The organism is Cronobacter sp. JZ38 (genome assembly GCF_008932145.1).
In the GTDB taxonomy this organism is placed as follows: Bacteria; Pseudomonadota; Gammaproteobacteria; order Enterobacterales; family Enterobacteriaceae; genus Cronobacter; species Cronobacter muytjensii.
On the sequence record NZ_CP017662.1, the window covers coordinates 1,505,473 to 1,531,718 of the forward strand.

Consider the following 26,246-nt stretch of genomic DNA (forward strand, 5'->3'; position numbering starts at 1 on the left):
CTTACCAAAAGGAACGGATTATGAAAAAAGTTGCACTGGTGACTGGCGCAGGGCAGGGCATAGGCAAAGCCATCGCGCTGCGCCTGGTGAAAGACGGTTTTGCGGTCGCGATTGCCGATTACAACGCCGAAACCGCCAATGCCGTGGCGCAGGAAATCAACGAGCAGGGCGGCAGCGCGATAGCGGTGACGGTGGATGTCTCCCGACGCGATCAGGTTTTCGCGGCGGTGGAACAGACCCGCCATGCGCTCGGCGGCTTTGACGTTATCGTCAACAACGCGGGCATTGCGCCGTCCACGCCGATTGAGACGATAACCGAAGAGGTTATCGACAAGGTCTATAACATCAATGTTAAAGGCGTTATCTGGGGTATGCAGGCGGCCATTGAGGCTTTCAAAGCGGAAGGTCACGGCGGGAAAATCATCAACGCCTGTTCGCAGGCGGGCCACGTCGGCAACCCGGAACTCGCGGTCTACAGCTCCAGTAAATTCGCGGTGCGCGGCCTGACCCAGACCGCCGCGCGCGATTTAGCCCCGCTCGGCATCACCGTCAACGGCTTCTGCCCCGGTATTGTGAAAACGCCGATGTGGGCGGAAATCGATCGCCAGATCTCCGAAGCTGCAGGCAAACCGCTCGGCTACGGCACGGAGGAATTCGCCAAACGCATTACATTGGGCCGCCTCTCCGAGCCGGAAGATGTCGCCGCGTGCGTCTCGTTCCTGGCCGGCCCCGATTCCGACTACATGACCGGCCAGTCGCTGCTTATCGACGGCGGCATGGTATTTAGTTAATCCTTATCATCTACCTTTTTCGGCATGTCCGAAAACCCACCGTTAATGCGGTGGGTTTTTTTATGGCACGGGCAAAAGGGGATTACTGCTGCTGTACGATGACGCCGCGAACCAGGTGTCATCATCCATATCGAACTGCGTATGGCTGTCTTTGCGCTCACGGACAATCATCAGGATGTGTTTATTAAGACACGTATCTGGCGCGTTGATATCAGCAAAACAGAGACGAGCTTCTTTACCCGGCGGCTGATAACCCTTCTCGAAGGCGGAAAGATAATCGTTGCTGACGGTCATCGTTTTTTATTGCCAGGGCGCGCGTCTGTGAGTGCCGGGCCTTCTTTAACCCACTACGCTACGTTTCCTTCAGGTGACGAAGGGAAATGTTTAACAACGCGCGCAGGTGCAAAATCATCGCGATATAAAAAACCACCGGAAATATGCCCTACAGCACAGGCCATCGTCACGACGGTGAGACCAGACGCTTTTTGCAGCGCTCAGAGCGCGAACCCTTCCTGTTGCAGTTCGCGGCTGAACCAGTCGAGAAACAGGCTCACTTTCTGCTTACGCTGGCTGGCATGCGGCAGCACGATATGGTGCGCGCTAAGCGGCAGCGCCCACGCTTCGCCGAACACCGGTACCAGAATCCCTTCGTTAAGGTAGTGCTTCGCCAGCAGGTTGCTCTCCAGAATCACCCCGATGCCCATGCGCGCCGCCTCGAAGCTCATATAAGAGCGATCAAAGCTGAACATATAGTTCTTCTCTCTGGCGGGGATGTTGAACCACGAGAACCACGCGTTCCAGTTAATCAGCGTGCTGGAGGAGTGGATTAACGTATGGTTGAGCAGATCGTCCGGTGTGCTCACCGGGTGGCGCGACAGATATTCCGGCGTCGCCAGCGCCACCATTTTTTCATTTTTTACCGAATGAACCTGCAACGTCGGCCAGTCGGGATAGCCGTGACGAATATCGATATCAATATTGTCACGCGTGAACTGAAGATTTTCATAAGAGCAGGTGAGATTAAGGTGAATCTCAGGATGGGCAGCGTTGAATTTATTCAGGCGACGCATCAGCCACAGCAGTCCGAGGCTCGGTGATGAGTGCAGCCGGAGAATGTCGTGGTGAATATCGTTAATCGCCAGATCTGTCGCGCGGCCAATCGTATTAATCGCGCCAGAGATCTCCTGATAATAGGTTTTGCCCACCGCCGTGAGCACAATGCCGTTGCCGTTGCGAATCAGTAGTTTCTTACCGATAAATTGCTCAAGACTGGTGAGCTGGTGGCTTACCGCCGACGGCGTGACGTTCAGCAACGCCGCTGCCTGGCTGATGCTGCCTGCGTTTGCCACCTCAAGAAACGTCTGGATATTCCTGAGCGACGGGACGGGTAATATTTTTTTGCTTTCCGGTGCCATAGGGCCTCCTGTTAAAACGTCATGCGACGCAAAAAAACAAAAGTGTGATCCCGCGCAGCCTTTTTTCCCGCCTTTTAAATTTTCACTCGGCGGATTTCGACAGGTATATCACAAAGCAAATTTTTCTCAACAGCTATTGAGGAGAATTGCATTCTCATTGTTTTGGTGTCCGCTATAGTCCCCAGACAGAATAAAAACAGAAGCCGACATGTCCGTTTAACCGATTACGAGACGAAATATGAGCCAAATACAATCTGCAAGTTACGTAAAGAGGAAGTCGACAAATTATCGCTTCGTCGTACTGGCGTTAATATTCGTTGTCTATGCCATTAATTATGCGGATCGCACCAATATTGGCGCGGTGCTGCCTTTTATTATTGATGAATTCCATATTAATAATTTCGAAGCCGGCGCGATTGCCAGCATGTTTTTTCTTGGCTATGCCCTGACGCAAATCCCCGCCGGTTTTTTTATTGCGAAACGCGGTATTCGGGGGATGGTGGCGCTGTCGGTATTCGGCTTTTCGTTTTTTACCTGGCTGATGGGCACCGCCAGTTCAGTGTTTGGACTGAAGATTATTCGCCTCGGGCTTGGCGTGGCGGAGGGGCCGTGCCCGGTGGGGCTCGCTTCTACCATTAATAAATGGTTCCCGGCAAAAGAAAAAGCGACCGCCACCGGAGTCTATATCGCCGCCACCATGTTCGCGCCAATTATCGTACCCCCGCTCGCCGTGTGGATTGCCGTGACCTGGGGCTGGCGCTGGGTGTTTTATTCCTTCGCGATCCCGGGGATTGTTATCGCTATCGCCTGGTATCTGCTGGTGCGATCATCACCGGGGGAGAGCCGCTTTGTCTCGCAAAACGAGCGCGAATTTATCGAATCTGACCGTCAGGAAAATAACACGGCGCGCGAGAATATCGATTTACATCCTAAATTCGCGCTGCTGGATAAAATTATCCGCGTACGGCCATGCGAGCCGATAAACACGGTAAAAGGCCTGTTTACCTCGCGTAATATTCTCGGCGACTGCCTGGCCTATTTTATGATGGTTAGCGTGTTATATGGTTTATTAACCTGGGTCCCGCTCTACCTGGTTAAAGAGAAAGGCTTTAACTTTTTAAGCATGGGGCTGGTGGCCAGTATGCCCTGCATCGGTGGGTTTATTGGCGCCATCGGCGGTGGTTATATTTCCGATAAGCTATTAGGCCGCCGTCGTAAACCGACCATGATGTTTACTGCGATCGCGACCATGTTAATGATGCTGGTGATGCTTAATATTGCGCAGAGCACCACTGCGGTCTGTGTTGGCTTATTTATGGTTGGGCTCTGTCTGAATATTGGCTGGCCTGCCTTCACCGCTTACGGTATGGCTGTGGCGGACGCCAAAACCTACCCCATTGCCGCCTCGATAATCAATACCGGCGGGAATCTGGGCGGTTTTGTTTCCCCGATGGTGGCCGGGTTTCTGCTCGACACCACCGGCAATTTCAATGCGGTATTTACTTATTTCGGCGCCTGCGCGGCGGTGGGATTAGTAGTTATCGCGCTGCTTGATGAACCCCGTTAATTAATCCCGACGTCTTATTCCGGCTCGGACATAGAAAACCAGGAGTCACACATGCTGTTAACAGATAAAGTCGCCGTTATTACCGGCGCGGCCTCCCCACGTGGTCTGGGTTTTGCCACGGCAAAATTATTTGCCGACCAGGGCGCCACGGTGGTGATTATCGATCTCGATATTACCCGTAGTCAGAATGCGGCCGCTTCGCTTGGCGAACGGCATCTCGGCCTTGCCGCCGACGTGGCGGACGAATTACAGGTCAATGCCGCCATTGAGCAGATCCTTGGGAAATATGGCCGCGTGGACGTGCTGGTGAATAACGCGGGTATTACCCAGCCGCTCAGGCTGATGGATATTAAACGCGAGAATTATGACGCGGTATTGGATGTCAGCCTGCGCGGCACATTATTAATGTCTCAGGCGGTGATCCCCACCATGCGTCGGCAAAAAAGCGGCAGCATCGTCTGTATTTCGTCCGTTTCCGCCCAGCGCGGCGGCGGGATTTTCGGCGGCCCGCACTACAGCGCCGCTAAAGCCGGCGTGCTGGGGCTCTCACGTGCCATGGCGCGTGAACTGGGGCCGGATAATGTGCGCGTCAACGCCATCACGCCGGGCCTCATCCAGACCGATATCACCGCCGGCAAGCTTACCGACGAGATGCGTCAGAATATCCTCTCGGGTATTCCGCTTAACCGCCTCGGCGACGCGCAGGATATCGCCCGCGCCGCGCTGTTCCTCGGCTGCGATCTCTCTTCTTACTGCACCGGCATCACGCTCGACGTGAACGGCGGCATGTTAATTCATTAAGCGCGGAGCCTTACGATGTCACAGACAGAATTACAAAAAGTGGCCCAGGCGGCGTGGCGCATTCGCCGCTACGCCCTGCAAATGGGCGAAGTTCAGGGCCAGGGGTATATCGGCCAGGCGCTGGGTTATGCCGACGTGCTGGCGGTCGCCTTCGCGCATACCATGTCGTTTCGCCCTCAGGAGCCGGAGTGGGAAGGGCGTGACCGTTTTCTGCTCTCGCACGGGCATTATGCTATCGCATATTACGCGGCGCTGATCGAGGCGGGAATTATTCCTCAGGAGGAGCTTGAAACCTACGGTGCGGATGAGAGCCGCCTGCCGATGTCCGGTATGGCGACCTATACGCCAGGTATGGAGATCTCCGGTGGGTCGCTCGGGCAGGGGCTCAGTATCGCCGTTGGGATGGCGCTCGGCCTGCGGCAGAAAAATAACCCGGCGTGGGTCATTAACTCAATGTCTGATGGCGAGCTGGACGAGGGTTCCACCTGGGAAGCCGCGATGTCGGCAGCCCACCATAGGCTCGGCAACCTGATTAATCTTGTGGATATCAACCGTCAGCAGGCGGACGGTAATTCGTTGAAAATTCTCGGCTTCGAGCCGTTGCAGGATAAGTGGGCGTCATTCGGCTGGTATGTGCAACGGGTGAACGGCAACAATCTGGCGGCGGTCATCGCCGCGTTTGACAACGCCACGCAGCATCAGGGCGATCGGCCGCGCGTTATCCTGTGCGACACCCTGATGGGCAAAGGTGTGCCGTTCCTTGAAGCGCGCGACAAAAACCATTTTATCCGCGTGGATGCCGATGAATGGCAGAAAGCGCTCGCCGTGTTAGACGCCAGCCAACCCTGAGGAATATGCCATGAGCAATACGTTGACATCCAAACCGCGTCTGACGACGTCCGCCATGATCGCCTCCATCGCTGACGAGGGCCAGGAGACGCGTGCCGCGCCGTTCGGCCATGCGCTTGTCGACCTGGCGCAGCAGCGCCCGGAAATTGTCGGTATGACCGCCGATCTGGCGAAATACACCGATCTGCATATTTTCGCTAACGCGTTTCCGCAACGCTTTTTCCAGATGGGTATGGCGGAACAGTTGCTGATGGGGGCGGCGGGCGGGATGGCGAAAGAGGGCTTTACGCCGTTTGTGACCACTTACGCCGTCTTCGCTACCCGGCGCGCCTATGATTTTATCCATCAGGTCATTGCCGAAGAGAATCTGAATGTGAAAATCTGCGCGGCGCTACCGGGTTTGACGACCGGCTATGGCCCGAGCCACCAGGCGACGGAAGATCTCGCTATTATGCGCGGCATCCCCGGCATGACTATTATCGACCCCTGCGACGCGCTGGATACCGCGCAGGCGGTAACCGCCATCGCTGACCATCAGGGGCCAGTCTATATGCGCCTGCTGCGCGGTAAAGTGCCGGTGGTGCTGGATAAATATGATTACCAGTTTGAGGTGGGCAAGGCGAAGCTGCTGGAGGAGGGCAACGAGGTGTTGATTATCTCCTCCGGCATCATGACCATGCGCGCGCTGGAGGCTGCGGCGCAGCTGCGCAAGGACAATATCGGCGTCGCGGTGCTCCATGCGCCGACCATCAAACCGCTCGATGAAGAGACGATTGTCGCACAGGCGTCAAAGCCTGGACGGCTGGTGATCACGGCGGAAAACCATAGCGCCGTCGGCGGGCTTGGCGAGGCGGTCGCCGCATTACTGATGCGTCGCGGCGTGCGCGCTCAGCTCGATACTGTTGGCCTGCCCGATGAGTTTCTTCTGGCTGGCGCGCTGCCGACGCTGCATGATCGCTACGGCATTTCGACCGCCATGATGGTACAAAAAATCAAGTCGCGCCTGTAACGGCTCATGCATAAGTAAACTGAAAAGCCCACCGCTTCCGGGTGGGCTTTTTGGTGGTTGAAAGTGGATAACGGCCTGTTTGCCTGACGACGGGCTTGCCCGGCGCGGCGTTTACTTTACTGACGATATCGTGATGCCTGCGCCCCTAACGCTGGTAACCGGGCCCACAGTCGCCTGCCTGTAACCGCTCAAACCCACCGCTTTGGGGGTAGTTATTTTTTTCCATATAATAACTCTCCAGCGGATATTCTCTTAATCCATAAGGGCAGAGCTTAAACAGACAGCGTTTGCCGCCAGGGCATGCTCCGGTGGTTTCGCCAGCGTTACCGGGGCAGTTTGTTTTCTCGGCCAGGTTTTGCCAAAGCCGCCCACTGTAAGGCGCGGCGTGGATAATGGAGATCGCCCGCAGTCGGCCATCTACCCGTAAACCCTCATTACATGTTGAGAGGATCTGGCCTCGCCGCAGGAAATAATCGCCTTTAAACCAGAGGATGTAACGCAGCCCGTAAGGGGTCTCTACGAGCGTGAATGTGGTGCCTGTGTCGGGGCTTGCTAACGTATCTACTATTTTCCAATCCATAAATCATGTTTCTTGTTATTAAGTTATGCGAAAAGCGCGCCAGAGGTGGAGCGCCAGGCCGTCTTTGAAAATTCGTGACGTAAAAAAAGTGTAGGAGGCAATGCGGATTCTTACAAACGACCTTACAAAAAAGAGGGCTGATTTTTGTTCGTCAACATTATCCGGTCGCGGTGGCGCAGGCATAAAAAAACCCGGCGATACTCTGCCGGGATGAAGCAATAATCGTTACAAAAGGATTGGGTAGAACTAAAGCCGCCTTAAGCGTAGCCGTGGATTTGTAAAAAAGTTTAACCACACTGTAAGTAAGGTTAAGTGAAGGGCAGGGGGCGCGAGTTGCGGGCGAACAATGCAGAGCTTTAAGAGACGCGTCCCGCGAACCGCTGACGTTCTCAGCGAAGCTGAGATGCGTTGCGCCTGCTCAGCGCGCCAGGGCTACCTTGCTGTCTCAGGTTGCTAAGGAGAGATTGCTCAACCTCAGATGCATGAAATCAATAAGCGCCCTTGTTTTGGCGGGCAAGTAACGTCTGTCTGAATAAACGGCGAACAACTGCAACGGGGCTGCCGGGTGTTCTGATTGAATCTCAATTAATCGTCCATCGTTAATGTACGGCTGGCAGGCGTGTTTCAACAGAATGGCAAAACCGACCTGTCACGTTATTTCTTGGTGCCTCATATAGCCGGCTTGTTTCCGCTTCGTCGGTGGCTATTCATTATCCAGAGGATGAGCAACGGGCCAGTTTTACTTCATTGCAAACCGCAATAATGTACCTGATAACCACTCTCGCATTCTTTTTGTCTTCTTTATTACTACCTGAAAAGGGGGGCGACGGAAAACGTAAACCGACTGCTGTTAATAAGCGCATTAACCGCATCTGGATTTCCGGTAATGATCATAATACTGCAACGAAAACTGGCTAAACGTCCTCTCCAGCCGGATAATTCTGTTATTGATCAATATCACTCCGCGCCTGTCATAAAGCGGCATGCAGAAATGACAGAAAGGGCGCTGGCCTCAAACCGATTAAGCAACAAATAATACCCGGCGAAATAATCGCATAGAATTAAACACTTACAATTTGAATGGCTAATTTGGCTTAGGTAAAATCCTACTCGGGGTTAAACCTCCCGGGCGGGATCTTTGAGCAGCGCTGTGAGACGGTTGCAAGCCGTATCCATGTGTTATACGCGCCGCGCGATAACGGCCCGGGGAGGAGGGACTTAACCCCGCATCTTTTAACTGAATTGCATACCTGTAATTAAGGATATTTATGTGGTATCTCCTTGCAGCCTCGCTTGCGGCACTTTCCGTAAACAGATATCTGGCTTATTTTTTTCTTGTCATTACGGCCTTTATGGGCTGGGAAGCGCAACATCTCCAGATACCGGCGTTAATACTTATCGGGGCTCTTGTCGCTGCGGGAGTATTCATTGAGCGGTTTCGTAACAGGAGTACCAGATATGCGTACTGGCTTGAGGGATTTTGTGTACTGATTGCGATCGCCCTGATTTTGCACCTGATTCCCGGCTTCAATAACCCGAAAATGCTGAACGCGGTCACGGTGGGGCCTCAAAGCGTGCCATTCAGTATGTATTTTAACTTCGATAAGGCATTAGTACCGTTTGTTCTTTTGATCGGTATTTCAACGCTGTTCGTCACACAGCCTGTTGTAAAAGTCGGCGCGCTGGCGTGGTGCGGTCTGATTCTGGCTATTCCGGCTTTACTGATGCTGGCCGTTATTCTGGGTGGGCTGAAAGTCGAACTGCATGCACCCGGCTGGTTTACTCAGTTTGCTCTCGCAAACCTTTTCTTTGTTTCTTTAGCGGAGGAAGCGTTTTTCAGAGGCTATTTGCAACAGCGTTTAACCCGGTTTCTTCACCCCTTTGCAGCATTGCTGATCACCGCTGTCGCCTTTGGTCTTATGCACTACGCGGGTGGGCCTCTTTTAATTTATTTTGCATGCCTGTCCGGTATTATTTATGGCCTGGCATGGATGTGGAGCGGCAGGTTATGGGTTGCAACGTTATTTCATTTTGGCCTGAACTGCGTGCATCTTTTATTTTTTACGTATCCCATGCTTAAACATTAAGAATGCGCTGTGCAGATCAACGGCAGTTCTGTATGAAAGAAGCCCTTCTGCGAGGGCTTCAATACAATATTTATTTTATTTGTAAACCGAAAATTTTTTGGTGATCGGCTGCATAACTTCAGTATCACCGAAGATGGCGATGGCAATAAATTCGAGCGCTTCCGGCGCAGCGTTTTTGGTTGCTTCAATTTGCTGTTCCGTCGACTGCCCGAGCATGGTTGAAGTGAAAAAGTTATATACCAGACCCGCATCCCTACATTTGAGGATCGCTGAGTTGAGTTGATTACTGTTTTTAGCCTGCAGAATGACAACCGGGTAGTGGCTAAGATATGCCTTCAGGCCAGTCGCGTCATTGGGGTAATCATGAAATATACCCTCCTGGGCTTTTTGCATTATTCCGGCTGCCAGATGCCCTGTCGCATTCATTAACACAGAAGCATCCATGTTGCGGTTAACGATGATATAGAGCTTTTTCTGGTTATCTTCAAACATCTTGTTGTGCGGCTCCTTTAACGTCTTTCGTTTCAGTTAACAATGAATCTTCAGCATAGCGCTACCTGATGGCTTCATCATTGCTGTTGATCATGACCACTTTCTGAAATAAAAGTTGTCAGCACAATGTCGTGAGGCCACAGAACGCATCTCCGGCGCACGCTCGCGTTCAGTTCAAACCTCCTGCTCCTGAAGCTGGCAGACTGCGCCCGGAGGCTTTTTGAAGTACGGAACGCCAGACCGGTAACGAATCCATCGCACCGTTTTCCGCGCACTGACAGGTATCAACCATTCATTTTCCCGCCGAGGCGGTAGCGGTTTTCGCTGGTCTGGCGGCGTCTGTCTGATAAATGGTACGCCGTAAGTAAAATCCCATTGGGTAAATTCGATGGGCAAAAATCATTACCCAAAATTTACCCAGGAAAAAATGAGGGTTGCAAAGAACTGACGTGAACAAGCGCGAACGCTGAAACGGCCTGGAGACTGGGTTTTAATAAGATTTGCGAACGGTTTCAACGGCGGGCGAACTAAGAAATGGCGTCCCCTGCAGGAATCGAACCTGCAACTAGCCCTTAGGAGGGGCTCGTTATATCCATTTAACTAAGGGGACGAGGCGGCGTCAGTATACCGATTTTTACACCGCCGTTAAGGGCTTAACCGCCTGTTTGTTCAATTCCTCGCCATACTTAGCGCGCGGCGCGTCGTGCTTCTTCCTCTTTTTGCGCAATCACTTTCTCGCTTTTCGCCTGCGCGGTGGCCTGTTCCTTTTTCTGCGCCGCCATATCGTTACGGATCTGCGCGTGGCTCAGCAGCGCGAAGATAAACGTCCCGCCGATGATATTGCCCGCAAGCGTCGGCAGGGCGAACGGCCAGAAAAACTCGCTCCAGTGGATCGTGCCGTTAAACACCAGATAGAGAATTTCGACGGTGCCGACCACGATATGCGTGGTGTTGCCAAGCGCGATAAGCCATGTCATCAGGATAATCACCACGATTTTGGCCGCGCCCGCGGAAGGGAACATCCAGACCATTGTCGCGATGATCCACCCGGAGATAATCGCGTTGGCGAACATCTCGCCCGGCGTGTTGTGCATCACTTCCATGCCGATTTTCACAAAAGCGTCACGCGTGGCTTCATCAAAAATAGGCATAAACTCAAACGCCAGCGCCGCAAGGCCGGTGCCAACGATATTGCCGAGCAGCACCACGCCCCAGAGGCGCAACAGCAGCATCACGTTAGTGGCGGTAGGGTTATGCATCACCGGTAAGACCGCGGTCACGGTGTTTTCGGTAAAGAGCTGCTGGCGCGCCATGATGACGATAATAAAGCCGAAGGTATAGCCGAGGTTTTCCAGCAAAAAGCCGCCCGGAATGCCTTCCAGATGCACATGGAAAATCCCTTTCGCAAGCAGCGAGGCGCCCATCGACAGCCCGGCGGCGATAGCCGACCAGAACAGTGCCATCGCGTCGCGCTCCATCTCTTTTTCGCCATCCTGACGGATATGCTCATGAATGGCCATCGCGCGCGACGGCAGGGCTTCTTCATCCACTTCTATCTCTTTACCGCTTTTTTTCTCTTCGCTCTCGACTTCCAGTTCATCCGAGGCGTCGATCTTTTCCTCGCCAATCTTGTCCATATGGGGCTCCTGTCAGATATAGGGGGCTGCGTTAAGCGTAGCGCGTCGGCGGCGGTTATCCGCAAAAACAGACAATTCGGCCTGCATGGTGACGAATTCGCGCGCTATTGCACAGGGTTTCGCCGCCTGCGCGGCGCGTAAGGTGGCCGCGTCATCCCCCTGTGTTACTATTCCCGACTCGCCTGAAAGGAGCTGCCCATGTTAGAAGCCCGCAATCTTGCCTGCCTGCGTGACGAGCGCCTGCTGTTTCGCGCGCTGTCGTTTCGCGTGACGTCAGGCGAGGTGGTGCACCTTGTCGGGGCGAACGGGGCGGGGAAGACGTCGCTTCTGCGGCTGCTGACAGGGCTGGCGCGTCCTGAGCAGGGCGAGGTGTACTGGCGCGGTGAGCCGCTTGCACACAATCGTAAGGCCTTTCACCGCGATCTCCTGTGGCTCGGCCACTTGCCGGGCATCAACGCGGCGCTGACCGCCGATGAAAATCTCGCGTTTTATCACCCCGCCGCGCCGCGCGACGCGCGCTGGCAGGCGCTGGCGGCCATCGGGCTTGGCGGGTATGAGGATTTGCCGGTCGGGCAGCTCTCCGCAGGCCAGCAGCGCCGGGTCGCGCTGGCGCGCCTGTGGCTTAGCGACGCGACGCTCTGGGTGCTTGATGAACCGCTGACGGCGCTTGATGCCGCAGGGGTTGAAGCCTTTACGCGCTGTCTTGAACAACACGCCGCGCGCGGCGGCGCGATAATCCTCACCACCCATCAGCCGCTGCGCGCGTTACATTGCCCGCTGCGCACGCTGAGCCTGACGGCGGAGCGCGCGGCATGATGGGGCGTATTATCCGGCGCGAGCTGCGCCTGGCCGCGCGTCACGTCGCCGAACTGCTTAACCCGCTGTGGTTTTTTCTGGTCGTGATTGTGCTGTTCGCGCTCGGCATCGGCCCTGAGCCGCAACTGCTTGCGCGCATTGCGCCGGGCGTGGTGTGGGTGGCCGCGCTGCTCGCCGCGCTGATGGCGATGGACCGGCTGTTTCGCGACGACTGGCGCGACGGCGCGCTTGAGCAACTGATGCTGCTGCCGATACCGCTGCCGCAGGTGGTTCTCGCGAAAGTGACCGCGCACTGGGTGGTTACCGGGCTGCCGCTGGTGGCGCTGTCGCCGCTGGCGGCGCTGCTGCTCGGGCTCAACGGCCATGCGGCGCTGACGCTGATGCTGACGCTGCTTCTTGGCACGCCGACGCTAAGCTTACTTGGCGCGCTCGGCGCGGCGCTGACGGTCGGGCTGCGCCGCGGCGGGATGCTACTGAGCCTGATTATTCTGCCGCTGGCGGTGCCGCTGCTGATTTTCTCTACCGCCGCGGTGGACGCCGCCGTGATGCGGCTGCCGGTGGGCGGGTTTTTCGCGCTGTCCGGCGCGTTTTTGACGGGAAGCGTCACGCTGACGCCGTTCGCGACCGCGGCGGCGCTACGAATATCGACTCAGTAAGCCCGCCTGCGCGGGCGTTAACGTTTTGTGAGCGACAACATGTGGAAATTCTTACATCCCTGGACCCGGCCTGAACGGCTCTACGGGCTTTGCCGACGGCTGACGCCCGGCTTCGCGTGGCTGAGCGCCGTGACGCTTGCGACCGGCTGCGTCTGGGGATTTGTCTTCGCGCCGCCTGATTATCAGCAGGGCGACAGCTACCGCATCATGTATCTGCATGTGCCGGCGGCGATGGGGTCGATGGGCATTTACGCGTCGATGGCGGTGGCGGCGTTTATCGGGTTGGTGTGGCAGCATAAAGCCGCCGATCTTGCCGTGATGGCGATGGCGCCGGTGGGCGCGGTCTATACCTTTATCGCGCTGGTCACCGGCTCGGCCTGGGGCAAACCGATGTGGGGCACCTGGTGGATTTGGGACGCGCGGCTCACCTCCGAACTGGTGTTGCTGTTTCTGTACGCAGGCGTGATCGCGCTCTGGCACGCGTTCGATGATCGCCGTCTGGCGGGACGCGCCGCAGGCGTGCTGGTGCTGGTGGGGGTGGTAAACCTGCCCATCATTCACTATTCGGTGGAGTGGTGGAACACGCTGCATCAGGGCTCCACCAATATGCAGCAGAGCATCGACCCGAGCATGCGCGCGCCGCTGCGCTGGAATATCGCCGGTTTTCTGTGCCTCTTTATTACTCTCACGCTGATGCGTCTCGGCAATCTGGTGCTGTTCCAGGAGCGCCGCCGTCCGTGGGTCGCCGCCGTGTTGAATCGATCCGGGAGCCCCTCATGTCCGCCGCGTTAACCGCATTTTTTCTGATGGGCGGCTACGCCTTTTACGTCTGGCTGGCGGTGGCGATGACCATTTTGCCGCTGGCGCTGCTGGTGGCGCATACCCTCCTTGCGCGCCGCGCGTTGCGCCGGGAGATAGCAAAACGGGAGGCGCGTGAGCGCAGACGCCAGCACGCGCAGGCGGATATGGAGACGCCGCCATGACGCCGCGCCGTAAAACCCGGCTCTGGCTGGCGCTCGCCGTACTGGCGGGCCTGGGACTGACGCTCGCGCTGGTGCTCTACGCGCTGCGCGCCAATATCGATCTCTTCTACACGCCGGGCGAAATCCTCTACGGCAAAGGTGAAACGCAGGCGAAGCCCGAGCCGGGGCAGCGGCTGCGCGTCGGCGGTATGGTGATGCCAGGCAGCGTGAAGCGCGACAGCCACAGCCTGAAGGTGAGCTTCCGGCTCTATGACGCGCGCGGCGTGGTGGATGTCGATTACGACGGCATTCTGCCCGATCTGTTCCGTGAGGGGCAGGGGGTGGTGGCGCAGGGCGTGCTTGGCGACGACCGGCGCATTCACGCCCGCGAAGTGCTGGCGAAGCACGACGAAAACTACACGCCGCCGGAGGTGAAAGCGGCGATGGAGACGAATCACTCGCGTTCGCCGCAGGCGTATAAGGATACTCGCCCATGATGCCGGAAATCGGTAACTTTCTGCTCTGTCTCGCCGCGGGGCTGGCGTTGCTGCTCACGCTCTGGCCGCAGTGGGGCGCGATACGTCAGGCGCCGCGGCTGATGGCGCTGGCCCGACCGCTCGCCTGCGCGCTTTTTGCCTGCCTGCTCGGCGCGTTTCTCATCCTGGTTCACGCCTTTGTGGTCAATGATTTCACGGTGCTCTATGTGGCGAGTAATTCCAACAGCGAGCTGCCGGTCTGGTATCGCGTGGCCGCGACCTGGGGCGCGCATGAGGGTTCTTTGCTGTTGTGGGTACTGCTGATGGGCGGCTGGACGTTTGCAGTGGCGCTCTTTAGCCGCAACATGCCGCAGGAGGCGATTGCGCGCGTGCTCTCGGTGATGGGCGGTATTAACGTCGGTTTTCTGCTGTTTATTCTGCTGACCTCAAATCCGTTTGCCCGCACGCTGCCGGATTACCCGATTGAAGGGCGCGATCTTAACCCGCTGCTCCAGGATATCGGGCTGATTTTCCATCCGCCGCTGCTTTATATGGGATATGTCGGGTTTTCGGTCGCGTTTGCCTTTGCTGTGGCATCGCTGCTCAGTGGGCGGCTCGATACCGCCTGGGCGCGCTGGTCGCGGCCCTGGACGCAGGCGGCATGGGCGTTTCTGACTGTCGGTATCGTGCTCGGCTCCGCCTGGGCCTATTACGAGCTGGGCTGGGGCGGCTGGTGGTTCTGGGACCCTGTCGAAAACGCGTCGCTGATGCCATGGCTCGCGGGCACTGCGCTGATGCATTCGCTGGCGGTGACCGAAAAGCGCGGCAGCTTCCGCGCCTGGACCGTGCTGCTTGCCATTACCGCGTTTTCGCTCTGTCTGCTCGGCACGTTTCTGGTGCGATCCGGCGTGCTGGTGTCGGTACACGCGTTCGCCTCCGACCCGGCGCGCGGCATGTTTATTCTGGCGCTGCTGGTTGTCGTCATCGGCGGTTCGCTGCTGCTTTATGCCATTAAAGGCGGCAGCGTCCGGGCGCGGATCGGCAATGCGCTCTGGTCACGCGAAAGCTTCCTGCTCGGCAACAATATCCTGTTGATTACCGCCATGCTGGTAGTGCTTCTCGGCACGCTGCTGCCGCTGGTGCATAAAGCGCTTGGGCGGGGGTCGGTCTCCGTCGGCGCGCCGTTTTTTAACCTGCTTTTTAGCGCGCTGATGGCGCCGTTCGCGCTGCTGCTCGGCGTCGGGCCGCTGGTGCGCTGGCGTCGCGACGAGCCGCAGAAACTTCGCCGTCGCCTGCTGGCGGCGCTGGCGGTGACGCTGGCGGCCTCGCTGCTGCTGCCGTGGCTGTTACAGGACAGCGTCAAAGGGATGGCGGTGGCCGGGGTAATGATGGCGGCCTGGGTGCTGGTATTAACGCTGATGGAGCTGCACGAGCGCGCCACGCACCGGCATAGCCTCTGGCGCGGAGTGCTGAAACTTGGCCGCAGCCACTGGGGTATGACGCTCGGGCATGTGGGGTTGGCGGTCACTGCTATCGGCATCGCCTTCAGCCAGAACTACAGCGTGGAGCGCGACGTGCGCATGACGGCGGGCGACCATGTTGAAATTCACCACTACCGGTTTGTTTTTCGCGAGGTGCGCGACGCGCAGGGGCCAAACTGGCGCGGCACAGTGGGCATTATCGATGTGCTGCGCGACGGCAAACCCGAGACGACGCTACGTGCCGAAAAGCGCGCCTATAACAGCAACCGGATGGTAATGACCGAAGCCGCCATTGACGGCGGGCTGACGCGCGATCTCTACGCGGCGCTCGGTGAACCCCTCGGCGACGGCAGCTGGGCGGTACGGCTCTATTACAAACCGTTTGTCCGCTGGGTCTGGTACGGCGGGCTGCTGATGGCGCTTGGCGGGCTGCTGTGTATGCTCGACCCACGCTATCGCCTGAAAAAATGGCAGGAGGCCGCATGAAACGCCGTCTGTTACTGATCCCGCTGGCGCTGTTTCTGCTGCTGGCGGCGGCGCTGTTCTGGCAACTGACGCGCAACGCCGCAGGCGATGACCCGTCGCAGCTGGAGTCTGCGCTGATCGGCAAACCGCTGCCCGCCTTCCGGCTCGCGGCGCTGGACGATCCGAACGTCACGTACGATCGCGCGGCGCTCTTAAACGGCAAGCCGCTGCTGCTGAATGTCTGGGCCACCTGGTGCCCGACCTGCCGCGCTGAACATCAGTTTCTCAACGGGCTCGCCGCCGGTGGCGTGCGGGTGGTGGGGCTCAATTATAAAGACGATCGCGCTAAAGCCGTGGCGTGGCTCAATCACCTTGGCAATCCTTACGCGCTGAGCCTGTTTGACGGCAGCGGCATGCTGGGGCTGGATCTCGGCGTTTATGGCGCGCCGGAGACGTTTGTTATTGATGCGCGCGGCGTTATCCGCTATCGCCACGCGGGCGAACTGAACGATAAGGTCTGGCGCGAGGAGATAGCGCCGCGGTGGGACGCGCTGAACCGGGAGGGCGGATCGTGAAACCCTTTTTGACTCTGCTTGCCGGCCTGCTGCTGGCGTGTCAGGCGCTGGCGGCCAGCGACGTTTATCCTTTTCAGAGCGAGGCGCAGGAGCAGCAGTTCCGCGAGCTGATAAGCGAGCTGCGCTGCCCGAAATGCCAGAATAACAGCATCGCCGATTCCGGCTCGATGATTGCCGCCGATATGCGTCAGAAGGTCTATGAGCTCATGCAGCAGGGGCAGAGCCGCGAGCAGATTGTGGCGTATATGGTGGCGCGCTACGGCAATTTCGTCACCTATGAGCCGCCCGTGACGCCTGGCACGCTGATTCTCTGGCTGCTGCCCGCGCTGTTTGCGGCAGGCGGAGTGGGCGTCATTATCAGCCGTGCGCGACGTAAACAGCGCGAACCGGCGCCGCTTGATGACGACGAACGGCAGCGGCTGCGCGCGTTGCTCGATGAAAGAGGAAAACGTCCGTGACCGCGATAATCTTGCTCATCGTCGTCCTGCTGCTGAGCGTCGCGGCGCTGGTGTTCTGGCCGTGGCGCGACCAGCGCGCTGCCGACCGCGACGCGCTCAACCAGACGCTTTACCATTCACGTCTGCGCGAACTTGACGACGAACCGCCCGAAGCGCGTCAGGCGCTGGCGCTTGAGCTGCAGCGCAGCCTGCTGGCGGATATCCCGGCGCGGCCCGCGCAGGCGCCCGCCGCCGTCGGCCGCGGCACGCTGCTGACGGGCGCGCTGCTGGTAGCCGCGGTCAGCGTCGGGCTTTTCCTCGCTACCAACAGCCTGAAGGCGGTCGGCGAGTGGCAGGCCGCGACGCGTGAGACGCCCGTGCTGGTGGCGCGCGTGATGGACCCGCACGCCGCGCCGCTGAGCGTTGACGAACTGACGCGCCTCGGGCTTGGGCTGCGTACGCGTTTACAGGACGAGCCGCACAACCGCGCGGGCTGGGCGATGCTCGGGCGTATCGGCATGGTGCTGAATAACGCCGATACGGCGACAGACGCGTTTAAACGCGCCTGGCAGCTCGATTCGCAAAGCATAAAGGCGCGGCTCGACTATGCTGAAGTGCTGGTGCGCTCAACGCAGCCGGAGGATAACGCGACGGGCGAGCAGATGCTCAAAGAGGTTGCGGCGCAGGCGCCCGGCAATCTGCGCGCGCCTGAGCTGCTGGCCTTAAGCGCATTTCGCCAGCAGCGCTATCCGGAGGCAATCGCGTACTGGCAGGCGCTGCTTTTACAACTGCCAACGGGCGATCCGCGTCGGGCGGCAGTCGCGCGCGGCATTCAGCAGGCGCGGGTGGACAGCGGCATGGACAATGCGAAACTGGCTGTTAAAATCACGCTCTCACCCGCAACAAAAAAAGCCTTGCCGAATAAAGGGATACTCTTTATCAGCGTGACGGATGGCGTATCAAACGTGCCGGTGGTGGTAAAAAAATTGCCGCTGGGCCATTTTCCGCTGACAATAACTCTGGATGACGCTGACGCCATGCTGCCGGAACGGGGGCTTGGGCAGGTGTCGCAAGGCATCGTGAAGGTACATATTTCCCGGGACGGCAACGCCGCTGTGCAGCCCGGAGACTGGACAGGAGAGCGCCGCTTCACCTCGCTCAACCCGGCTTCGCCGGTGGACGTCCTGGTTGCGCCTTCGCCATCAGGAGCGGGTTAGTTATCATTTACAGGGAGACTGCTATGAACTTTCGCCTTACCGGGCTTGCGCTGGCGGCCACGCTTCTGGTGGGCTGCGCCAGCTCGTCAGACCCGCAGCAAGGGCGCTCCGACCCCTTCGAAGGGTTCAACCGCACCATGTATACCTTCAACTTTGAAGTGGTGGACCCTTATGTGCTGCGCCCGGTGGCTGTCGCCTGGCGCGACTATGTGCCGCAACCGGCGCGCAACGGGCTGGGCAATTTCACCAGCAACCTTGAAGAACCCGCCTCCATGCTCAATAAATTCCTGCAGGGCGACCCCTACCAGGGGATGGTGCATTTCACCCGTTTCTTCCTGAATACCCTGCTGGGGATGGGCGGTTTTATCGATGTGGCCGGGATGGCGAACCCGAAATTGCAGCGCGAAGAGCCGCACCGTTTCGGCAGCACGCTTGGCAGTTACGGCGTGGGTTACGGCCCGTATCTGCAACTGCCGTTCTACGGCAGCTTCACGCTGCGTGAAGATGTTGGCGATATGGCAGATACCACTTATCCGGTGCTGTCCTGGCTGACCTGGCCGCTGTCGCTCGGCAAATGGGCGGTGGAAGGTGTGGAAACCCGTGCGCAACTGCTGGATTCCGACGGGCTGCTACGCCAGTCGTCCGATCCTTACATCATGGTGCGTGAGGCGTATTTCCAGCGCCACGATTTCATCGCCAATGGCGGCAAGCTCAAGCCAAATGAAAACCCCAACGCGCAGGCGATCGAGGGTGACCTGAAAGATATCGATTCGGAATAAATAGCCGGATGCGTTAATCCTGAAGGCAAATAAATAAAGAAGGCGGGCATTCAGGCTCGCCTTCTTTATTTATCGTGGCATTAAAACCGGCAATATCGCGGCATTAAAACCGACAATAAAAAAGGCGAGCCGCAGCCCGCCTTTTCAATATACAGGGTTATCAGAACTTATAGTTGAAGTTCACACCGTACAGCCAGGCTTTACCTTCAGATTTGAAAGTATACGGGCCTTCGGTGAATTCCACGTGCTGACCGTGCATATAAGACACGCCGGCATCCACAGAGGCGTCTTCATTGAAGGCGTAGGTCGTACCGGCGCTCAGCCAGAGACGGTCCTGGTCCGGAATAGAGATGGAGCGTTGCTGCGCGGGCACCGGGCTGTCATCAAAGGCGATACCGGTACGGAAGGTCCAGTTGTCGTCCATATAATAGGTGGTGCCGAGCGCGATGCGGTACGCGTCTTTAAACTTCTCTTCTTTCTTGAACAGGGTGTCGCCGTTGCTGTTGGTGGCTTTCAGCTCCTGGAACTGGCTCCAGCTGGTGTAGGTCAGGCTATAGTGCACGGCCCACTGCGGCGCAACGCGGTTATAACCGGAGATTTCCCACATTTCAGGCAGATTCAGGGTCAGAGAGCCGCCCGTGGTGCGGCCGCCTGTGCCGAGCGGGAGTTGCTGGCTTGCCAGGAAGGCGTTAAATGCCGGATTCAGACTGCTTTTATAGTCGCCGTCAAAGTCGATTTTTACTTCAGAGCGGTAGGTCAGTGAGTAGCGGTTATCTTTGTCCAGTTCATACAGAATACCTGCGTTCCAGCCAAAGCCCCATTCGTCGCCTTTCAGGTGTGCAATCTGGGTATCGCTGCTCAGCGAGTTAGCGTAACCCGCAATCTGACGCAGTGTGGCGCCCTGCAGGTCAGGACGGGTAAATTCAGGTCTCTGACTCAGTTGTCCGGCAACCAGTTGACCAAGATCGCCCGCGTTACGTTCAATCTTCGCGCGCGCATAGACGGCGTCGAAGCCCAGGCCGAAGCTCCAGTGATTATCGAGACGATACGCGCCGCTCAGGTTCAGGTTCAGCGTTTCGAGGTCAGTTTTACCGCCCACAGAGCCTGCCGCATAACTGTCGTTATATTCGGTCGCGAGGCCATAGTTAGAGGTTACGGATGCGCCCCAGCCAAACTGCTCGTTAATCGGCGCCACAAAGTGCAGGTTCGGCACCCAGGCGGTCGGCGCGATGTTATCCGCGTCCAGGCTGCGGCCAGTAAGGGAGCGGCCAGACACATTCACATCCGGGTCGACGAAAATCGCCCCGCCGGAGAAGGTCGGACGGTCAAACATGGTAATCAGCGCCGGGTTACGGCTGACGTTGCCCGCGTCATCCGCAATAGCGCCTTCCCCGGAGTAGGCGCGGCCCAGACCAGAGGAAGAGAATTCGTTTAACTGGAAACCTGCAGACCAGGCCTGAGAAGAGACGATTGCCACTGCGACTGCCAAAGCAGATTTGGTAAACAGGGTTTTCTGGCTCATGACCATAACCTCATCCATTTATTTTTATTTAAATAATGTTACGTGACGTAACAGGAGCGCGAAGTGTAGGGTCTGAGGTACGGCAGGGAAATCAGACCAGTGGCGAGAGTATAGGTCCGACCAGCAGATATGTTGCAAGTATGTTTATAAGTTTTTTCAATTGTGATCTTAGAAACGCGATCCGTTTAGCAAAATTCTGCGATGAGAGTATTCGTAAATCTGGTGATTATTGCGTTAGATCATTTTTAAGTGTGATTTCGGTCACTTATGGACGCAATCCGGAAGAACAGGTAGAGAGGGGGCGGGGCGGGCGTAAAATAGGCATATCCCTTTTCAGGAAATACAGAGGAAATCACTATGTCCAAATGCAGTGCTGATGAAACCCCGGTTTGCTGCTGTATTGATGTCGGCACCATTATTGATAATACCGACTGCGTCGCGTCCTACAGCCGCGTCTTTACGAGCCGCGCCGAGGCCGAAGAAACCCTCGCGGCATTAACGGCCAGAGCGCGTGAAGTCGAGTCCGAACCGTGCCAAATCAACCCGCGCTTTACGCAAGAGGCCGACGGCGTACGCCTTGATATCGATTTTGTTTTCGCCTGCCAGGCAGAAACCGTTATTTTCCAGTTAAGTCTGCGTTAATCCTGCCTCTCACGCCCCGGTGCCGCCGGGGCATATTTCTTGTTACGTAATTCGTGTTTTGCTTCGCACTTTTTCCTTTATGTGATTGGCTGAATGTAAAATTATGGTTAAAACTGTTATCAGGTCAGACCACTTAATACATAGTTAGCCTTTTACAGGGGAAAGTTATGAGTCAGGCACTACCGCTGGTCACCCGGCATGGGGATCGTATTGCCATTGTCAGTGGGTTGCGCACCCCTTTCGCCCGTCAGGCGACGGCGTACCACGGCGTTCCGGCGGTCGATCTCGGTAAAATGGTGGTCGGCGAACTGCTGGCCCGCAGCGAAATTCCGCCTGAAGTCATTGAACAACTGGTGTTCGGCCAGGTGGTACAAATGCCGGAGGCACCTAACATCGCGCGTGAAATCGTGCTTGGCACTGGCATGAGCGTGCGCACCGACGCCTACAGCGTCAGCCGCGCCTGCGCCACCAGCTTCCAGGCGGTGGCGAATGTTGCCGAAAGCCTGATGGCGGGCACCATTCGCGCCGGGATCGCTGGCGGCGCCGACTCCTCTTCCGTGTTGCCCATCGGCGTGAGCAAAAAACTCGCGCGCACGCTGGTGGATGCCAATAAAGCCCGCACCGCCGGGCAGCGCCTGAAGCTCTTTTCGCGCCTGCGGCTGCGCGACCTGCTGCCGGTGCCGCCTGCTGTAGCGGAATACTCCACCGGGCTGCGCATGGGCGACACCGCCGAGCAGATGGCGAAAACGCACGGCATCACGCGCGAACAGCAGGACGCGCTGGCGCACCGCTCACACCAGCTGGCGGCGCAGGCGTGGGCCGAAGGCAAGCTGCGTGATGAAGTCATGACGGCCTACACGCCGCCGTACCGCGAGCCGCTCAGTGAAGATAACAATATCCGCAAAACGTCGTCGCTTGCCGATTACGCTAAATTGCGCCCGGCGTTTGACCGTAAGCACGGCACCGTGACGGCCGCCAACAGCACGCCACTCACTGACGGCGCGGCGGCGGTGATTCTGATGACCGAATCTCGCGCCCGCGAGCTGGGTCTTACGCCGCTCGGCTACCTGCGCAGTTACGCCTTTACCGCCATTGACGTCTGGCAGGATATGCTGCTGGGCCCGGCCTGGTCGACGCCGCTGGCGCTGGAGCGCGCCGGGCTTTCAATGGCCGATCTGACGCTGTTCGACATGCATGAAGCGTTCGCCTCGCAGACGCTCACCAACCTCAAACTGCTGGCAAGCGACCGCTTCGCGCGTGAAGTGCTGGGCCGCAGCCAGGCGACCGGCGAGGTGGATGACAGCAAATTTAACGTGCTCGGCGGCTCTATCGCTTACGGGCACCCGTTCGCCGCCACCGGCGCGCGGATGATAACCCAGACGCTCAATGAACTGCGTCGCCGCGGCGGCGGTTTCGGGCTGGTGACCGCCTGCGCGGCAGGCGGACTCGGCGCGGCAATGGTACTGGAGGCCGAATAATGGAATCGACATCCGCATTTACTTTACAGATCCGCCCGGACAACGTGGCGGTAGTCACTATCGATGTGCCGGGCGAAAAAATGAACACGCTCAAGGCGGCATTCGCCCGCGACGTGCGCGCCATCGTAAAACAGCTACGTGAAAACCGCGATCTTGCGGGCGTGGTGTTTATCTCCGCCAAGCCCGATAACTTTATCGCGGGCGCGGATATCAACATGATAGCCGACTGCCAAAGCGCGCAGGAGGCCGAGGCGCTGGCGAGTCAGGGCCAGCAGATCATGGCGGAGATCCGCGCGCTGCCGGTGCATGTGGTCGCGGCTATTCACGGCGCATGCCTCGGCGGCGGGCTTGAGCTGGCGCTCGCCTGCCACAGCCGCATTTGTACCGACGACCCGAAAACCCTGCTTGGGCTGCCGGAAGTGCAGTTAGGGCTGCTGCCGGGCTCCGGCGGCACGCAGCGGCTGCCGCGCCTTGTGGGCGTCAGCGCCGCGCTTGAGATGATCCTGGCCGGCAAGCAACTGCGTCCGCGTCAGGCGCTGAAAGCCGGGCTGGTGGATGATGTGGTGCCGCAAACCATTTTGCTGGAGGCCGCCGCGGCGCTGGCGAAAAAGAGTCGCCCTGCGCCGCGTCGTTTGCCGGTACGCGAGCGCGTGCTCGCAGGCCCGCTTGGCCGCGCGCTGCTGTTTCGTATGGTCAGCCAGAAAACGCATCAGAAAACCCAGGGCAACTACCCGGCGGCGCAGCGCATTATCGATGTGGTGCGCACCGGGCTTGAACAGGGGAGCGCCAGCGGCTATCAGGCCGAAGCCCGCGCCTTTGGCGAACTGGCGATGACGCCGGAATCAGCGGCGCTGCGCGGCCTCTTTTTCGCCACCACTGAGCTTAAAAAAGAGACCGGCAGCGGCGTGGCGCCGCGTGCGCTGCATTCGGTCGGCGTGCTGGGCGGCGGGCTGATGGGCGGCGGGATTGCGTATGTGACCGCTACCAAAGCCCGTTTGCCGGTGCGTATTAAAGACATCAGCGAAAAGGGCATCAATCACGCGCTGAAATACAGCTGGGATCTGCTGGAGAAAAAAGTGCGCCGCCGTCACCTGCGCGCCGGCGAGCGCGACGCTCAGATGGCGCTGATCTCTGGCGGAACCGATTATCGCGGGTTCCACCAGCGCGATATCGTTGTGGAAGCCGTTTTCGAAGAGTTAACCCTGAAGCAGAACATGGTGGCGGAGATCGAGGCGAACACCGCGCCGCACACGATTTTCGCTTCTAATACCTCGTCGCTGCCAATCGGCGATATCGCGGCAGGGGCCGCCCGCCCGGCACAAATCATCGGTCTGCATTATTTCAGCCCGGTCGACAAAATGCCGCTGGTGGAAGTGATTCCCCATGCCGGCACCAGCCCGGAAACCATTGCCACGACCGTGCAGCTTGCGAAAAAGCAGGGCAAAACGCCGATCGTGGTGGCTGACTGCGCCGGGTTTTACGTCAACCGCATCCTGGCGCCTTACATTAATGAGGCGATGCGCTGCCTGATGGAAGGGGAGAGCATTGAGAAAATCGACGACGCGCTGGTGAAGAAAGGTTTTCCGGTCGGCCCGATCCAGCTGCTGGATGAAGTAGGGATTGATGTCGGCACCAAAATTATGCCAGTGCTGGAGCGCGCTTACGGGCCACGTTTCAGCGCGCCTGGTGAAGCCGTTGCAGCAATGTTGAACGACGATCGCAAAGGCAGAAAAAATGGCCGCGGTTTCTATCTTTATCCGGCAAAAGGGCGTAAAAGCAAAAAACAGGTTGACCCTGCGGTTTACGGGCTTATTGGCGTTAAACCGGGCGGTAAACTGAGCGGCGATGAGATTGCCGAGCGGTGCGTCATGATGATGCTGAACGAGGCGGTGCGGTGTCTGGATGAAGGTGTGGTGCGTTCAGCGCGTGACGGCGATATCGGCGCCGTTTTCGGCATCGGTTTCCCGCCGTTTCTGGGCGGCCCGTTCCGTTATATGGACACGCTCGGCGCAGCGCAGGTGGTAGCGACGCTTACCCGTCTCTCCACCCGTTATGGAGACCGTTTTACCCCGTGCGACAGGCTGTTGCGCATGGCGCAGACCGCGCAAACTTTCTGGCCTGAGGGGAACCCGCAGGCCGACATCGTGGTCTGATAAAGCGTAGTTCCTGGCTTCGAAAACGTAGCGCTGGCTAATTTGTAAACAGTGATTGACTATACTTACGTCAATAGGGTAAAAAACAGCGTTTCATTCGAAGTACGGATCAGGCACAATGCCCGACCGCCAGTCGATACCCGTAAAAAGCGCGTTGCTTTTTCGGGGTTGCGCTGGCGCTTCTGGTCAACAAAAGCGGTGCAATATGCAAGTTTTTATCATGCGTCACGGCGACGCAGCACTCGATGCCGCCAGTGATTCGGTTCGTCCTCTGACCGCGTGCGGTTGTGATGAATCCCGTCAAATGGCGACCTGGTTAAAAGGTCAAAAGGTGGATATCGAACGTGTTCTGGTGAGCCCATTCCTGCGAGCCGAACAGACACTGGACGTCGTGAAAGAGGCCATGAGCCTGCCTGTCAAAACCGAAGTCCTGCCGGAGCTTACGCCTTGCGGGGATGTCGGCCTGGTGAGCGACTACCTCCACGTTCTGGCCCGTGACGGCGTTCGCGCGGTAATGGTTATCTCTCACCTGCCGCTGGTCGGTTATCTGGTCGCGGAGCTTTGCCCTGGCGAAACGCCGCCGATGTTTTCGACCTCCGCTATCGCCTGCGTGACGGTTGAAGGCGATAACGACAAGGGCGTTTTTAACTGGCAGATGAGCCCCTGCAATCTCAAAATGGCGAAAGCGATTTAACGCCTGCCACAGAGCCGTAAGAAGAAAAAGAGCCGCTAATGCGGCTCTTTCTGTTTCTGTGGTCTTCATTTTTACGCGAGCAATGCGCCTGCGCTTAAGGCAACTGGGGCGGCTGCCACTCTTCAACTTCAATCAGCACCAGCAGCGCGGCGTCGCCGCCATACTCTTTCGGCGCCTGATGGAAGGCCATCACATGTGGATGCTGCGCCAGCCACAGCGGCGTCTGCTGTTTCAGAATATGTTTACCGTGGCCGTGCATCACGCAGGCGCAGAAGACATGCTCGCGGCGACAGGCGGCGATGAGCGCCCCCAGTTCCTGCTTGGCCTGCATCTGGGTTAAGCCGTGGAGATCGAGAAACAGCTCGGGCGAATAGTCGCCGCGGCGCAGTTTTTTCAGCTCGAAATGATCCACGCCGGGGCGGACGTAGCGCATCGGTCCGTCGCTGTTCAGAAGCGGCTGGAACTCATCGGAAAAGTAGTGGCTGGCGTCCACCTGCTCCTGCAACAGGCGCTTAGGCGGCACCTCGCTCAGCTTTTTACGCGCCGGGCGATGGACGATGGTGTCCTGTTTCAGCTCGCGCGTTCCGCTCATCAGCGCGCGAAACAGCGACTTTTCTTCCTCACTCAGCGATGGCTTCTTTTTCATCTTCTTCTCTTCTTTATCG

27 protein-coding genes, 1 tRNA gene and 2 pseudogenes are annotated in these 26,246 nt (G+C 57.8%); 21 read left to right on the forward strand and 9 right to left on the reverse strand.

All coding sequences use genetic code 11. The features are described from left to right. The first annotated feature begins 20 nt into the window (after positions 1 to 20). Positions 21 to 791: a (S)-acetoin forming diacetyl reductase gene (locus BJP61_RS07115; RefSeq protein WP_171998054.1), complete on the forward strand. Its 771-nt coding sequence runs from the start codon at positions 21 to 23 to the stop codon at positions 789 to 791. A gap of 60 nt (positions 792 to 851) precedes the next feature. On the opposite strand, the gene BJP61_RS21655 is transcribed toward BJP61_RS07115, so the two are convergent. Together BJP61_RS21655 and BJP61_RS07125 are read right to left on the reverse strand one after the other, a co-directional pair. Next, positions 852 to 1,085 carry a DUF943 family protein gene (locus BJP61_RS21655; protein ID WP_255485510.1) on the reverse strand — a complete coding sequence of 78 codons (234 nt, stop codon included), beginning with the start codon at positions 1,083 to 1,085 and terminating at the stop codon, positions 852 to 854. Positions 1,086 to 1,285: 200 nt separating this feature from the next. Continuing rightward, positions 1,286 to 2,206, reverse strand: a complete 921-nt coding sequence (locus BJP61_RS07125) for a LysR substrate-binding domain-containing protein (RefSeq protein WP_038861436.1) — start codon at positions 2,204 to 2,206, stop codon at positions 1,286 to 1,288. A 238-nt stretch (positions 2,207 to 2,444) separates the two neighbouring features. Between BJP61_RS07125 and BJP61_RS07130 the strand changes: the two genes are divergently transcribed. From BJP61_RS07130 to BJP61_RS07145, 4 genes are read left to right on the forward strand one after another with little or no spacing between them, the layout of a single operon-like run. Further along, positions 2,445 to 3,773: an MFS transporter gene (locus tag BJP61_RS07130; RefSeq protein ID WP_171998055.1), complete on the forward strand. Its 1,329-nt coding sequence runs from the start codon at positions 2,445 to 2,447 to the stop codon at positions 3,771 to 3,773. Between the two features lie 51 nt (positions 3,774 to 3,824). Continuing rightward, positions 3,825 to 4,574, forward strand: a complete 750-nt coding sequence (locus BJP61_RS07135; protein WP_038861441.1) for a glucose 1-dehydrogenase — start codon at positions 3,825 to 3,827, stop codon at positions 4,572 to 4,574. A gap of 15 nt (positions 4,575 to 4,589) precedes the next feature. Continuing rightward, complete coding sequence (locus tag BJP61_RS07140) at positions 4,590 to 5,423, forward strand: transketolase (RefSeq protein ID WP_171998056.1); 834 nt, start codon at positions 4,590 to 4,592, stop codon at positions 5,421 to 5,423. A 10-nt stretch (positions 5,424 to 5,433) separates the two neighbouring features. After that, complete coding sequence (locus BJP61_RS07145; RefSeq protein WP_171998057.1) at positions 5,434 to 6,432, forward strand: transketolase family protein; 999 nt, start codon at positions 5,434 to 5,436, stop codon at positions 6,430 to 6,432. A 145-nt stretch (positions 6,433 to 6,577) separates the two neighbouring features. Here BJP61_RS07145 and BJP61_RS07150 read toward each other — a convergent pair whose 3' ends face one another. Together BJP61_RS07150 and BJP61_RS07155 are read right to left on the reverse strand one after the other, a co-directional pair. Continuing rightward, the gene (locus tag BJP61_RS07150) at positions 6,578 to 7,012 is read right to left on the reverse strand and encodes an anti-adapter protein iraM (RefSeq protein ID WP_171998058.1); all 435 of its coding nucleotides are present in this window, start codon (positions 7,010 to 7,012) and stop codon (positions 6,578 to 6,580) included. Between the two features lie 445 nt (positions 7,013 to 7,457). Beyond that, a pseudogene (locus BJP61_RS07155) lies at positions 7,458 to 7,658 on the reverse strand (LysR substrate-binding domain-containing protein); the annotation flags it as partial. A gap of 2 nt (positions 7,659 to 7,660) precedes the next feature. Here BJP61_RS07155 and BJP61_RS21660 point away from each other — a divergent pair. Beyond that, positions 7,661 to 7,949 (forward strand): annotated as a pseudogene (locus tag BJP61_RS21660) (MFS transporter); the annotation flags it as partial. 331 nt (positions 7,950 to 8,280) lie between these two features. Then, a complete protein-coding gene (locus tag BJP61_RS07160; protein ID WP_171998059.1) occupies positions 8,281 to 9,099 on the forward strand; it encodes a CPBP family intramembrane glutamic endopeptidase in 819 nt (272 codons plus the stop codon). A 75-nt stretch (positions 9,100 to 9,174) separates the two neighbouring features. Here the strand turns inward: BJP61_RS07160 and BJP61_RS07165 are convergent, their stop codons facing one another. The 3 genes from BJP61_RS07165 to BJP61_RS07175 form a co-directional block, all read right to left on the reverse strand. After that, the gene (locus BJP61_RS07165) at positions 9,175 to 9,591 is read right to left on the reverse strand and encodes a DUF2000 domain-containing protein (RefSeq protein WP_038861452.1); all 417 of its coding nucleotides are present in this window, start codon (positions 9,589 to 9,591) and stop codon (positions 9,175 to 9,177) included. Between the two features lie 535 nt (positions 9,592 to 10,126). Beyond that, positions 10,127 to 10,201, reverse strand: a tRNA-Arg gene (locus BJP61_RS07170). Between the two features lie 76 nt (positions 10,202 to 10,277). Continuing rightward, the gene (locus tag BJP61_RS07175) at positions 10,278 to 11,228 is read right to left on the reverse strand and encodes a formate/nitrite transporter family protein (RefSeq protein ID WP_038861454.1); all 951 of its coding nucleotides are present in this window, start codon (positions 11,226 to 11,228) and stop codon (positions 10,278 to 10,280) included. Positions 11,229 to 11,426: 198 nt separating this feature from the next. Here BJP61_RS07175 and ccmA point away from each other — a divergent pair, with 198 nt between their 5' ends. The 10 genes from ccmA to mlaA are packed head-to-tail and all read left to right on the forward strand — an operon-like array spanning position 11,427 to position 19,092. Further along, a complete protein-coding gene (ccmA, locus tag BJP61_RS07180; RefSeq protein WP_161578910.1) occupies positions 11,427 to 12,044 on the forward strand; it encodes a cytochrome c biogenesis heme-transporting ATPase CcmA in 618 nt (205 codons plus the stop codon). Next, complete coding sequence (gene ccmB / locus BJP61_RS07185) at positions 12,041 to 12,700, forward strand: heme exporter protein CcmB (RefSeq protein ID WP_038861456.1); 660 nt, start codon at positions 12,041 to 12,043, stop codon at positions 12,698 to 12,700. Before ccmA ends, ccmB begins: the two co-directional genes overlap by 4 nt. Positions 12,701 to 12,739: 39 nt before the next feature. After that, positions 12,740 to 13,492: a heme ABC transporter permease gene (locus BJP61_RS07190; RefSeq protein WP_171999270.1), complete on the forward strand. Its 753-nt coding sequence runs from the start codon at positions 12,740 to 12,742 to the stop codon at positions 13,490 to 13,492. Then, entirely contained in the window at positions 13,477 to 13,683 is a 207-nt protein-coding gene (gene ccmD, locus BJP61_RS07195) for a heme exporter protein CcmD (protein WP_038861458.1), read from the forward strand. The genes BJP61_RS07190 and ccmD overlap by 16 nt, the downstream gene beginning before the upstream one ends. After that, complete coding sequence (gene ccmE / locus BJP61_RS07200) at positions 13,680 to 14,159, forward strand: cytochrome c maturation protein CcmE (protein ID WP_038861459.1); 480 nt, start codon at positions 13,680 to 13,682, stop codon at positions 14,157 to 14,159. Before ccmD ends, ccmE begins: the two co-directional genes overlap by 4 nt. Beyond that, positions 14,156 to 16,105 (forward strand): heme lyase CcmF/NrfE family subunit, encoded by a 1,950-nt coding sequence (locus BJP61_RS07205; protein ID WP_171998060.1) that lies wholly within the window; start codon positions 14,156 to 14,158, stop codon positions 16,103 to 16,105. Before ccmE ends, BJP61_RS07205 begins: the two co-directional genes overlap by 4 nt. After that, on the forward strand, positions 16,102 to 16,659 hold the full coding sequence (locus tag BJP61_RS07210) for a DsbE family thiol:disulfide interchange protein (protein WP_038861462.1): 558 nt from the start codon (positions 16,102 to 16,104) through the stop codon (positions 16,657 to 16,659). Before BJP61_RS07205 ends, BJP61_RS07210 begins: the two co-directional genes overlap by 4 nt. Then, entirely contained in the window at positions 16,656 to 17,117 is a 462-nt protein-coding gene (locus BJP61_RS07215; protein ID WP_038861464.1) for a cytochrome c-type biogenesis protein, read from the forward strand. The genes BJP61_RS07210 and BJP61_RS07215 overlap by 4 nt, the downstream gene beginning before the upstream one ends. Further along, positions 17,114 to 18,313: a c-type cytochrome biogenesis protein CcmI gene (ccmI, locus tag BJP61_RS07220; protein WP_171998061.1), complete on the forward strand. Its 1,200-nt coding sequence runs from the start codon at positions 17,114 to 17,116 to the stop codon at positions 18,311 to 18,313. The genes BJP61_RS07215 and ccmI overlap by 4 nt, the downstream gene beginning before the upstream one ends. Positions 18,314 to 18,336: 23 nt before the next feature. Continuing rightward, positions 18,337 to 19,092 (forward strand): phospholipid-binding lipoprotein MlaA, encoded by a 756-nt coding sequence (gene mlaA, locus BJP61_RS07225; protein WP_038861470.1) that lies wholly within the window; start codon positions 18,337 to 18,339, stop codon positions 19,090 to 19,092. A 160-nt stretch (positions 19,093 to 19,252) separates the two neighbouring features. On the opposite strand, the gene fadL is transcribed toward mlaA, so the two are convergent. After that, entirely contained in the window at positions 19,253 to 20,614 is a 1,362-nt protein-coding gene (fadL, locus tag BJP61_RS07230; protein WP_171998062.1) for a long-chain fatty acid transporter FadL, read from the reverse strand. A gap of 357 nt (positions 20,615 to 20,971) precedes the next feature. Between fadL and BJP61_RS07235 the strand changes: the two genes are divergently transcribed. The 4 genes from BJP61_RS07235 to sixA all read left to right on the forward strand — a co-directional run bounded on the left by BJP61_RS07235 (position 20,972) and on the right by sixA (position 25,581). Then, positions 20,972 to 21,256 carry a YfcZ/YiiS family protein gene (locus BJP61_RS07235; RefSeq protein ID WP_075193043.1) on the forward strand — a complete coding sequence of 95 codons (285 nt, stop codon included), beginning with the start codon at positions 20,972 to 20,974 and terminating at the stop codon, positions 21,254 to 21,256. 167 nt (positions 21,257 to 21,423) lie between these two features. After that, the gene (gene fadI, locus BJP61_RS07240; protein ID WP_171998063.1) at positions 21,424 to 22,734 is read left to right on the forward strand and encodes an acetyl-CoA C-acyltransferase FadI; all 1,311 of its coding nucleotides are present in this window, start codon (positions 21,424 to 21,426) and stop codon (positions 22,732 to 22,734) included. Next, positions 22,734 to 24,887, forward strand: a complete 2,154-nt coding sequence (gene fadJ / locus BJP61_RS07245) for a fatty acid oxidation complex subunit alpha FadJ (RefSeq protein ID WP_161579815.1) — start codon at positions 22,734 to 22,736, stop codon at positions 24,885 to 24,887. The genes fadI and fadJ overlap by 1 nt, the downstream gene beginning before the upstream one ends. A gap of 205 nt (positions 24,888 to 25,092) precedes the next feature. Then, complete coding sequence (gene sixA / locus BJP61_RS07250; protein WP_038861482.1) at positions 25,093 to 25,581, forward strand: phosphohistidine phosphatase SixA; 489 nt, start codon at positions 25,093 to 25,095, stop codon at positions 25,579 to 25,581. 94 nt (positions 25,582 to 25,675) lie between these two features. Here sixA and smrB read toward each other — a convergent pair whose 3' ends face one another. Beyond that, positions 25,676 to 26,227 carry an endonuclease SmrB gene (gene smrB, locus BJP61_RS07255; protein WP_038861484.1) on the reverse strand — a complete coding sequence of 184 codons (552 nt, stop codon included), beginning with the start codon at positions 26,225 to 26,227 and terminating at the stop codon, positions 25,676 to 25,678. Between the last annotated feature and the right edge of the window lie 19 nt (positions 26,228 to 26,246).

What these genes read in the sequence shown, in the direction of transcription:
- BJP61_RS07115 (WP_171998054.1), top strand. Translation starts at nt 21, where the DNA reads ATGAAAAAAGTTGCACTGGTGACTGGCGCAGGGCAGGGCATAGGCAAA.
- BJP61_RS21655 (WP_255485510.1), bottom strand. Translation starts at nt 1,085, where the DNA reads ATGACCGTCAGCAACGATTATCTTTCCGCCTTCGAGAAGGGTTATCAG.
- BJP61_RS07125 (WP_038861436.1), bottom strand. Translation starts at nt 2,206, where the DNA reads ATGGCACCGGAAAGCAAAAAAATATTACCCGTCCCGTCGCTCAGGAAT.
- BJP61_RS07130 (WP_171998055.1), top strand. Translation starts at nt 2,445, where the DNA reads ATGAGCCAAATACAATCTGCAAGTTACGTAAAGAGGAAGTCGACAAAT.
- BJP61_RS07135 (WP_038861441.1), top strand. Translation starts at nt 3,825, where the DNA reads ATGCTGTTAACAGATAAAGTCGCCGTTATTACCGGCGCGGCCTCCCCA.
- BJP61_RS07140 (WP_171998056.1), top strand. Translation starts at nt 4,590, where the DNA reads ATGTCACAGACAGAATTACAAAAAGTGGCCCAGGCGGCGTGGCGCATT.
- BJP61_RS07145 (WP_171998057.1), top strand. Translation starts at nt 5,434, where the DNA reads ATGAGCAATACGTTGACATCCAAACCGCGTCTGACGACGTCCGCCATG.
- BJP61_RS07150 (WP_171998058.1), bottom strand. Translation starts at nt 7,012, where the DNA reads ATGGATTGGAAAATAGTAGATACGTTAGCAAGCCCCGACACAGGCACC.
- BJP61_RS07160 (WP_171998059.1), top strand. Translation starts at nt 8,281, where the DNA reads ATGTGGTATCTCCTTGCAGCCTCGCTTGCGGCACTTTCCGTAAACAGA.
- BJP61_RS07165 (WP_038861452.1), bottom strand. Translation starts at nt 9,591, where the DNA reads ATGTTTGAAGATAACCAGAAAAAGCTCTATATCATCGTTAACCGCAAC.
- BJP61_RS07175 (WP_038861454.1), bottom strand. Translation starts at nt 11,228, where the DNA reads ATGGACAAGATTGGCGAGGAAAAGATCGACGCCTCGGATGAACTGGAA.
- ccmA (WP_161578910.1), top strand. Translation starts at nt 11,427, where the DNA reads ATGTTAGAAGCCCGCAATCTTGCCTGCCTGCGTGACGAGCGCCTGCTG.
- ccmB (WP_038861456.1), top strand. Translation starts at nt 12,041, where the DNA reads ATGATGGGGCGTATTATCCGGCGCGAGCTGCGCCTGGCCGCGCGTCAC.
- BJP61_RS07190 (WP_171999270.1), top strand. Translation starts at nt 12,740, where the DNA reads ATGTGGAAATTCTTACATCCCTGGACCCGGCCTGAACGGCTCTACGGG.
- ccmD (WP_038861458.1), top strand. Translation starts at nt 13,477, where the DNA reads ATGTCCGCCGCGTTAACCGCATTTTTTCTGATGGGCGGCTACGCCTTT.
- ccmE (WP_038861459.1), top strand. Translation starts at nt 13,680, where the DNA reads ATGACGCCGCGCCGTAAAACCCGGCTCTGGCTGGCGCTCGCCGTACTG.
- BJP61_RS07205 (WP_171998060.1), top strand. Translation starts at nt 14,156, where the DNA reads ATGATGCCGGAAATCGGTAACTTTCTGCTCTGTCTCGCCGCGGGGCTG.
- BJP61_RS07210 (WP_038861462.1), top strand. Translation starts at nt 16,102, where the DNA reads ATGAAACGCCGTCTGTTACTGATCCCGCTGGCGCTGTTTCTGCTGCTG.
- mlaA (WP_038861470.1), top strand. Translation starts at nt 18,337, where the DNA reads ATGAACTTTCGCCTTACCGGGCTTGCGCTGGCGGCCACGCTTCTGGTG.
- fadL (WP_171998062.1), bottom strand. Translation starts at nt 20,614, where the DNA reads ATGAGCCAGAAAACCCTGTTTACCAAATCTGCTTTGGCAGTCGCAGTG.
- BJP61_RS07235 (WP_075193043.1), top strand. Translation starts at nt 20,972, where the DNA reads ATGTCCAAATGCAGTGCTGATGAAACCCCGGTTTGCTGCTGTATTGAT.
- fadI (WP_171998063.1), top strand. Translation starts at nt 21,424, where the DNA reads ATGAGTCAGGCACTACCGCTGGTCACCCGGCATGGGGATCGTATTGCC.
- fadJ (WP_161579815.1), top strand. Translation starts at nt 22,734, where the DNA reads ATGGAATCGACATCCGCATTTACTTTACAGATCCGCCCGGACAACGTG.
- sixA (WP_038861482.1), top strand. Translation starts at nt 25,093, where the DNA reads ATGCAAGTTTTTATCATGCGTCACGGCGACGCAGCACTCGATGCCGCC.
- smrB (WP_038861484.1), bottom strand. Translation starts at nt 26,227, where the DNA reads ATGAAAAAGAAGCCATCGCTGAGTGAGGAAGAAAAGTCGCTGTTTCGC.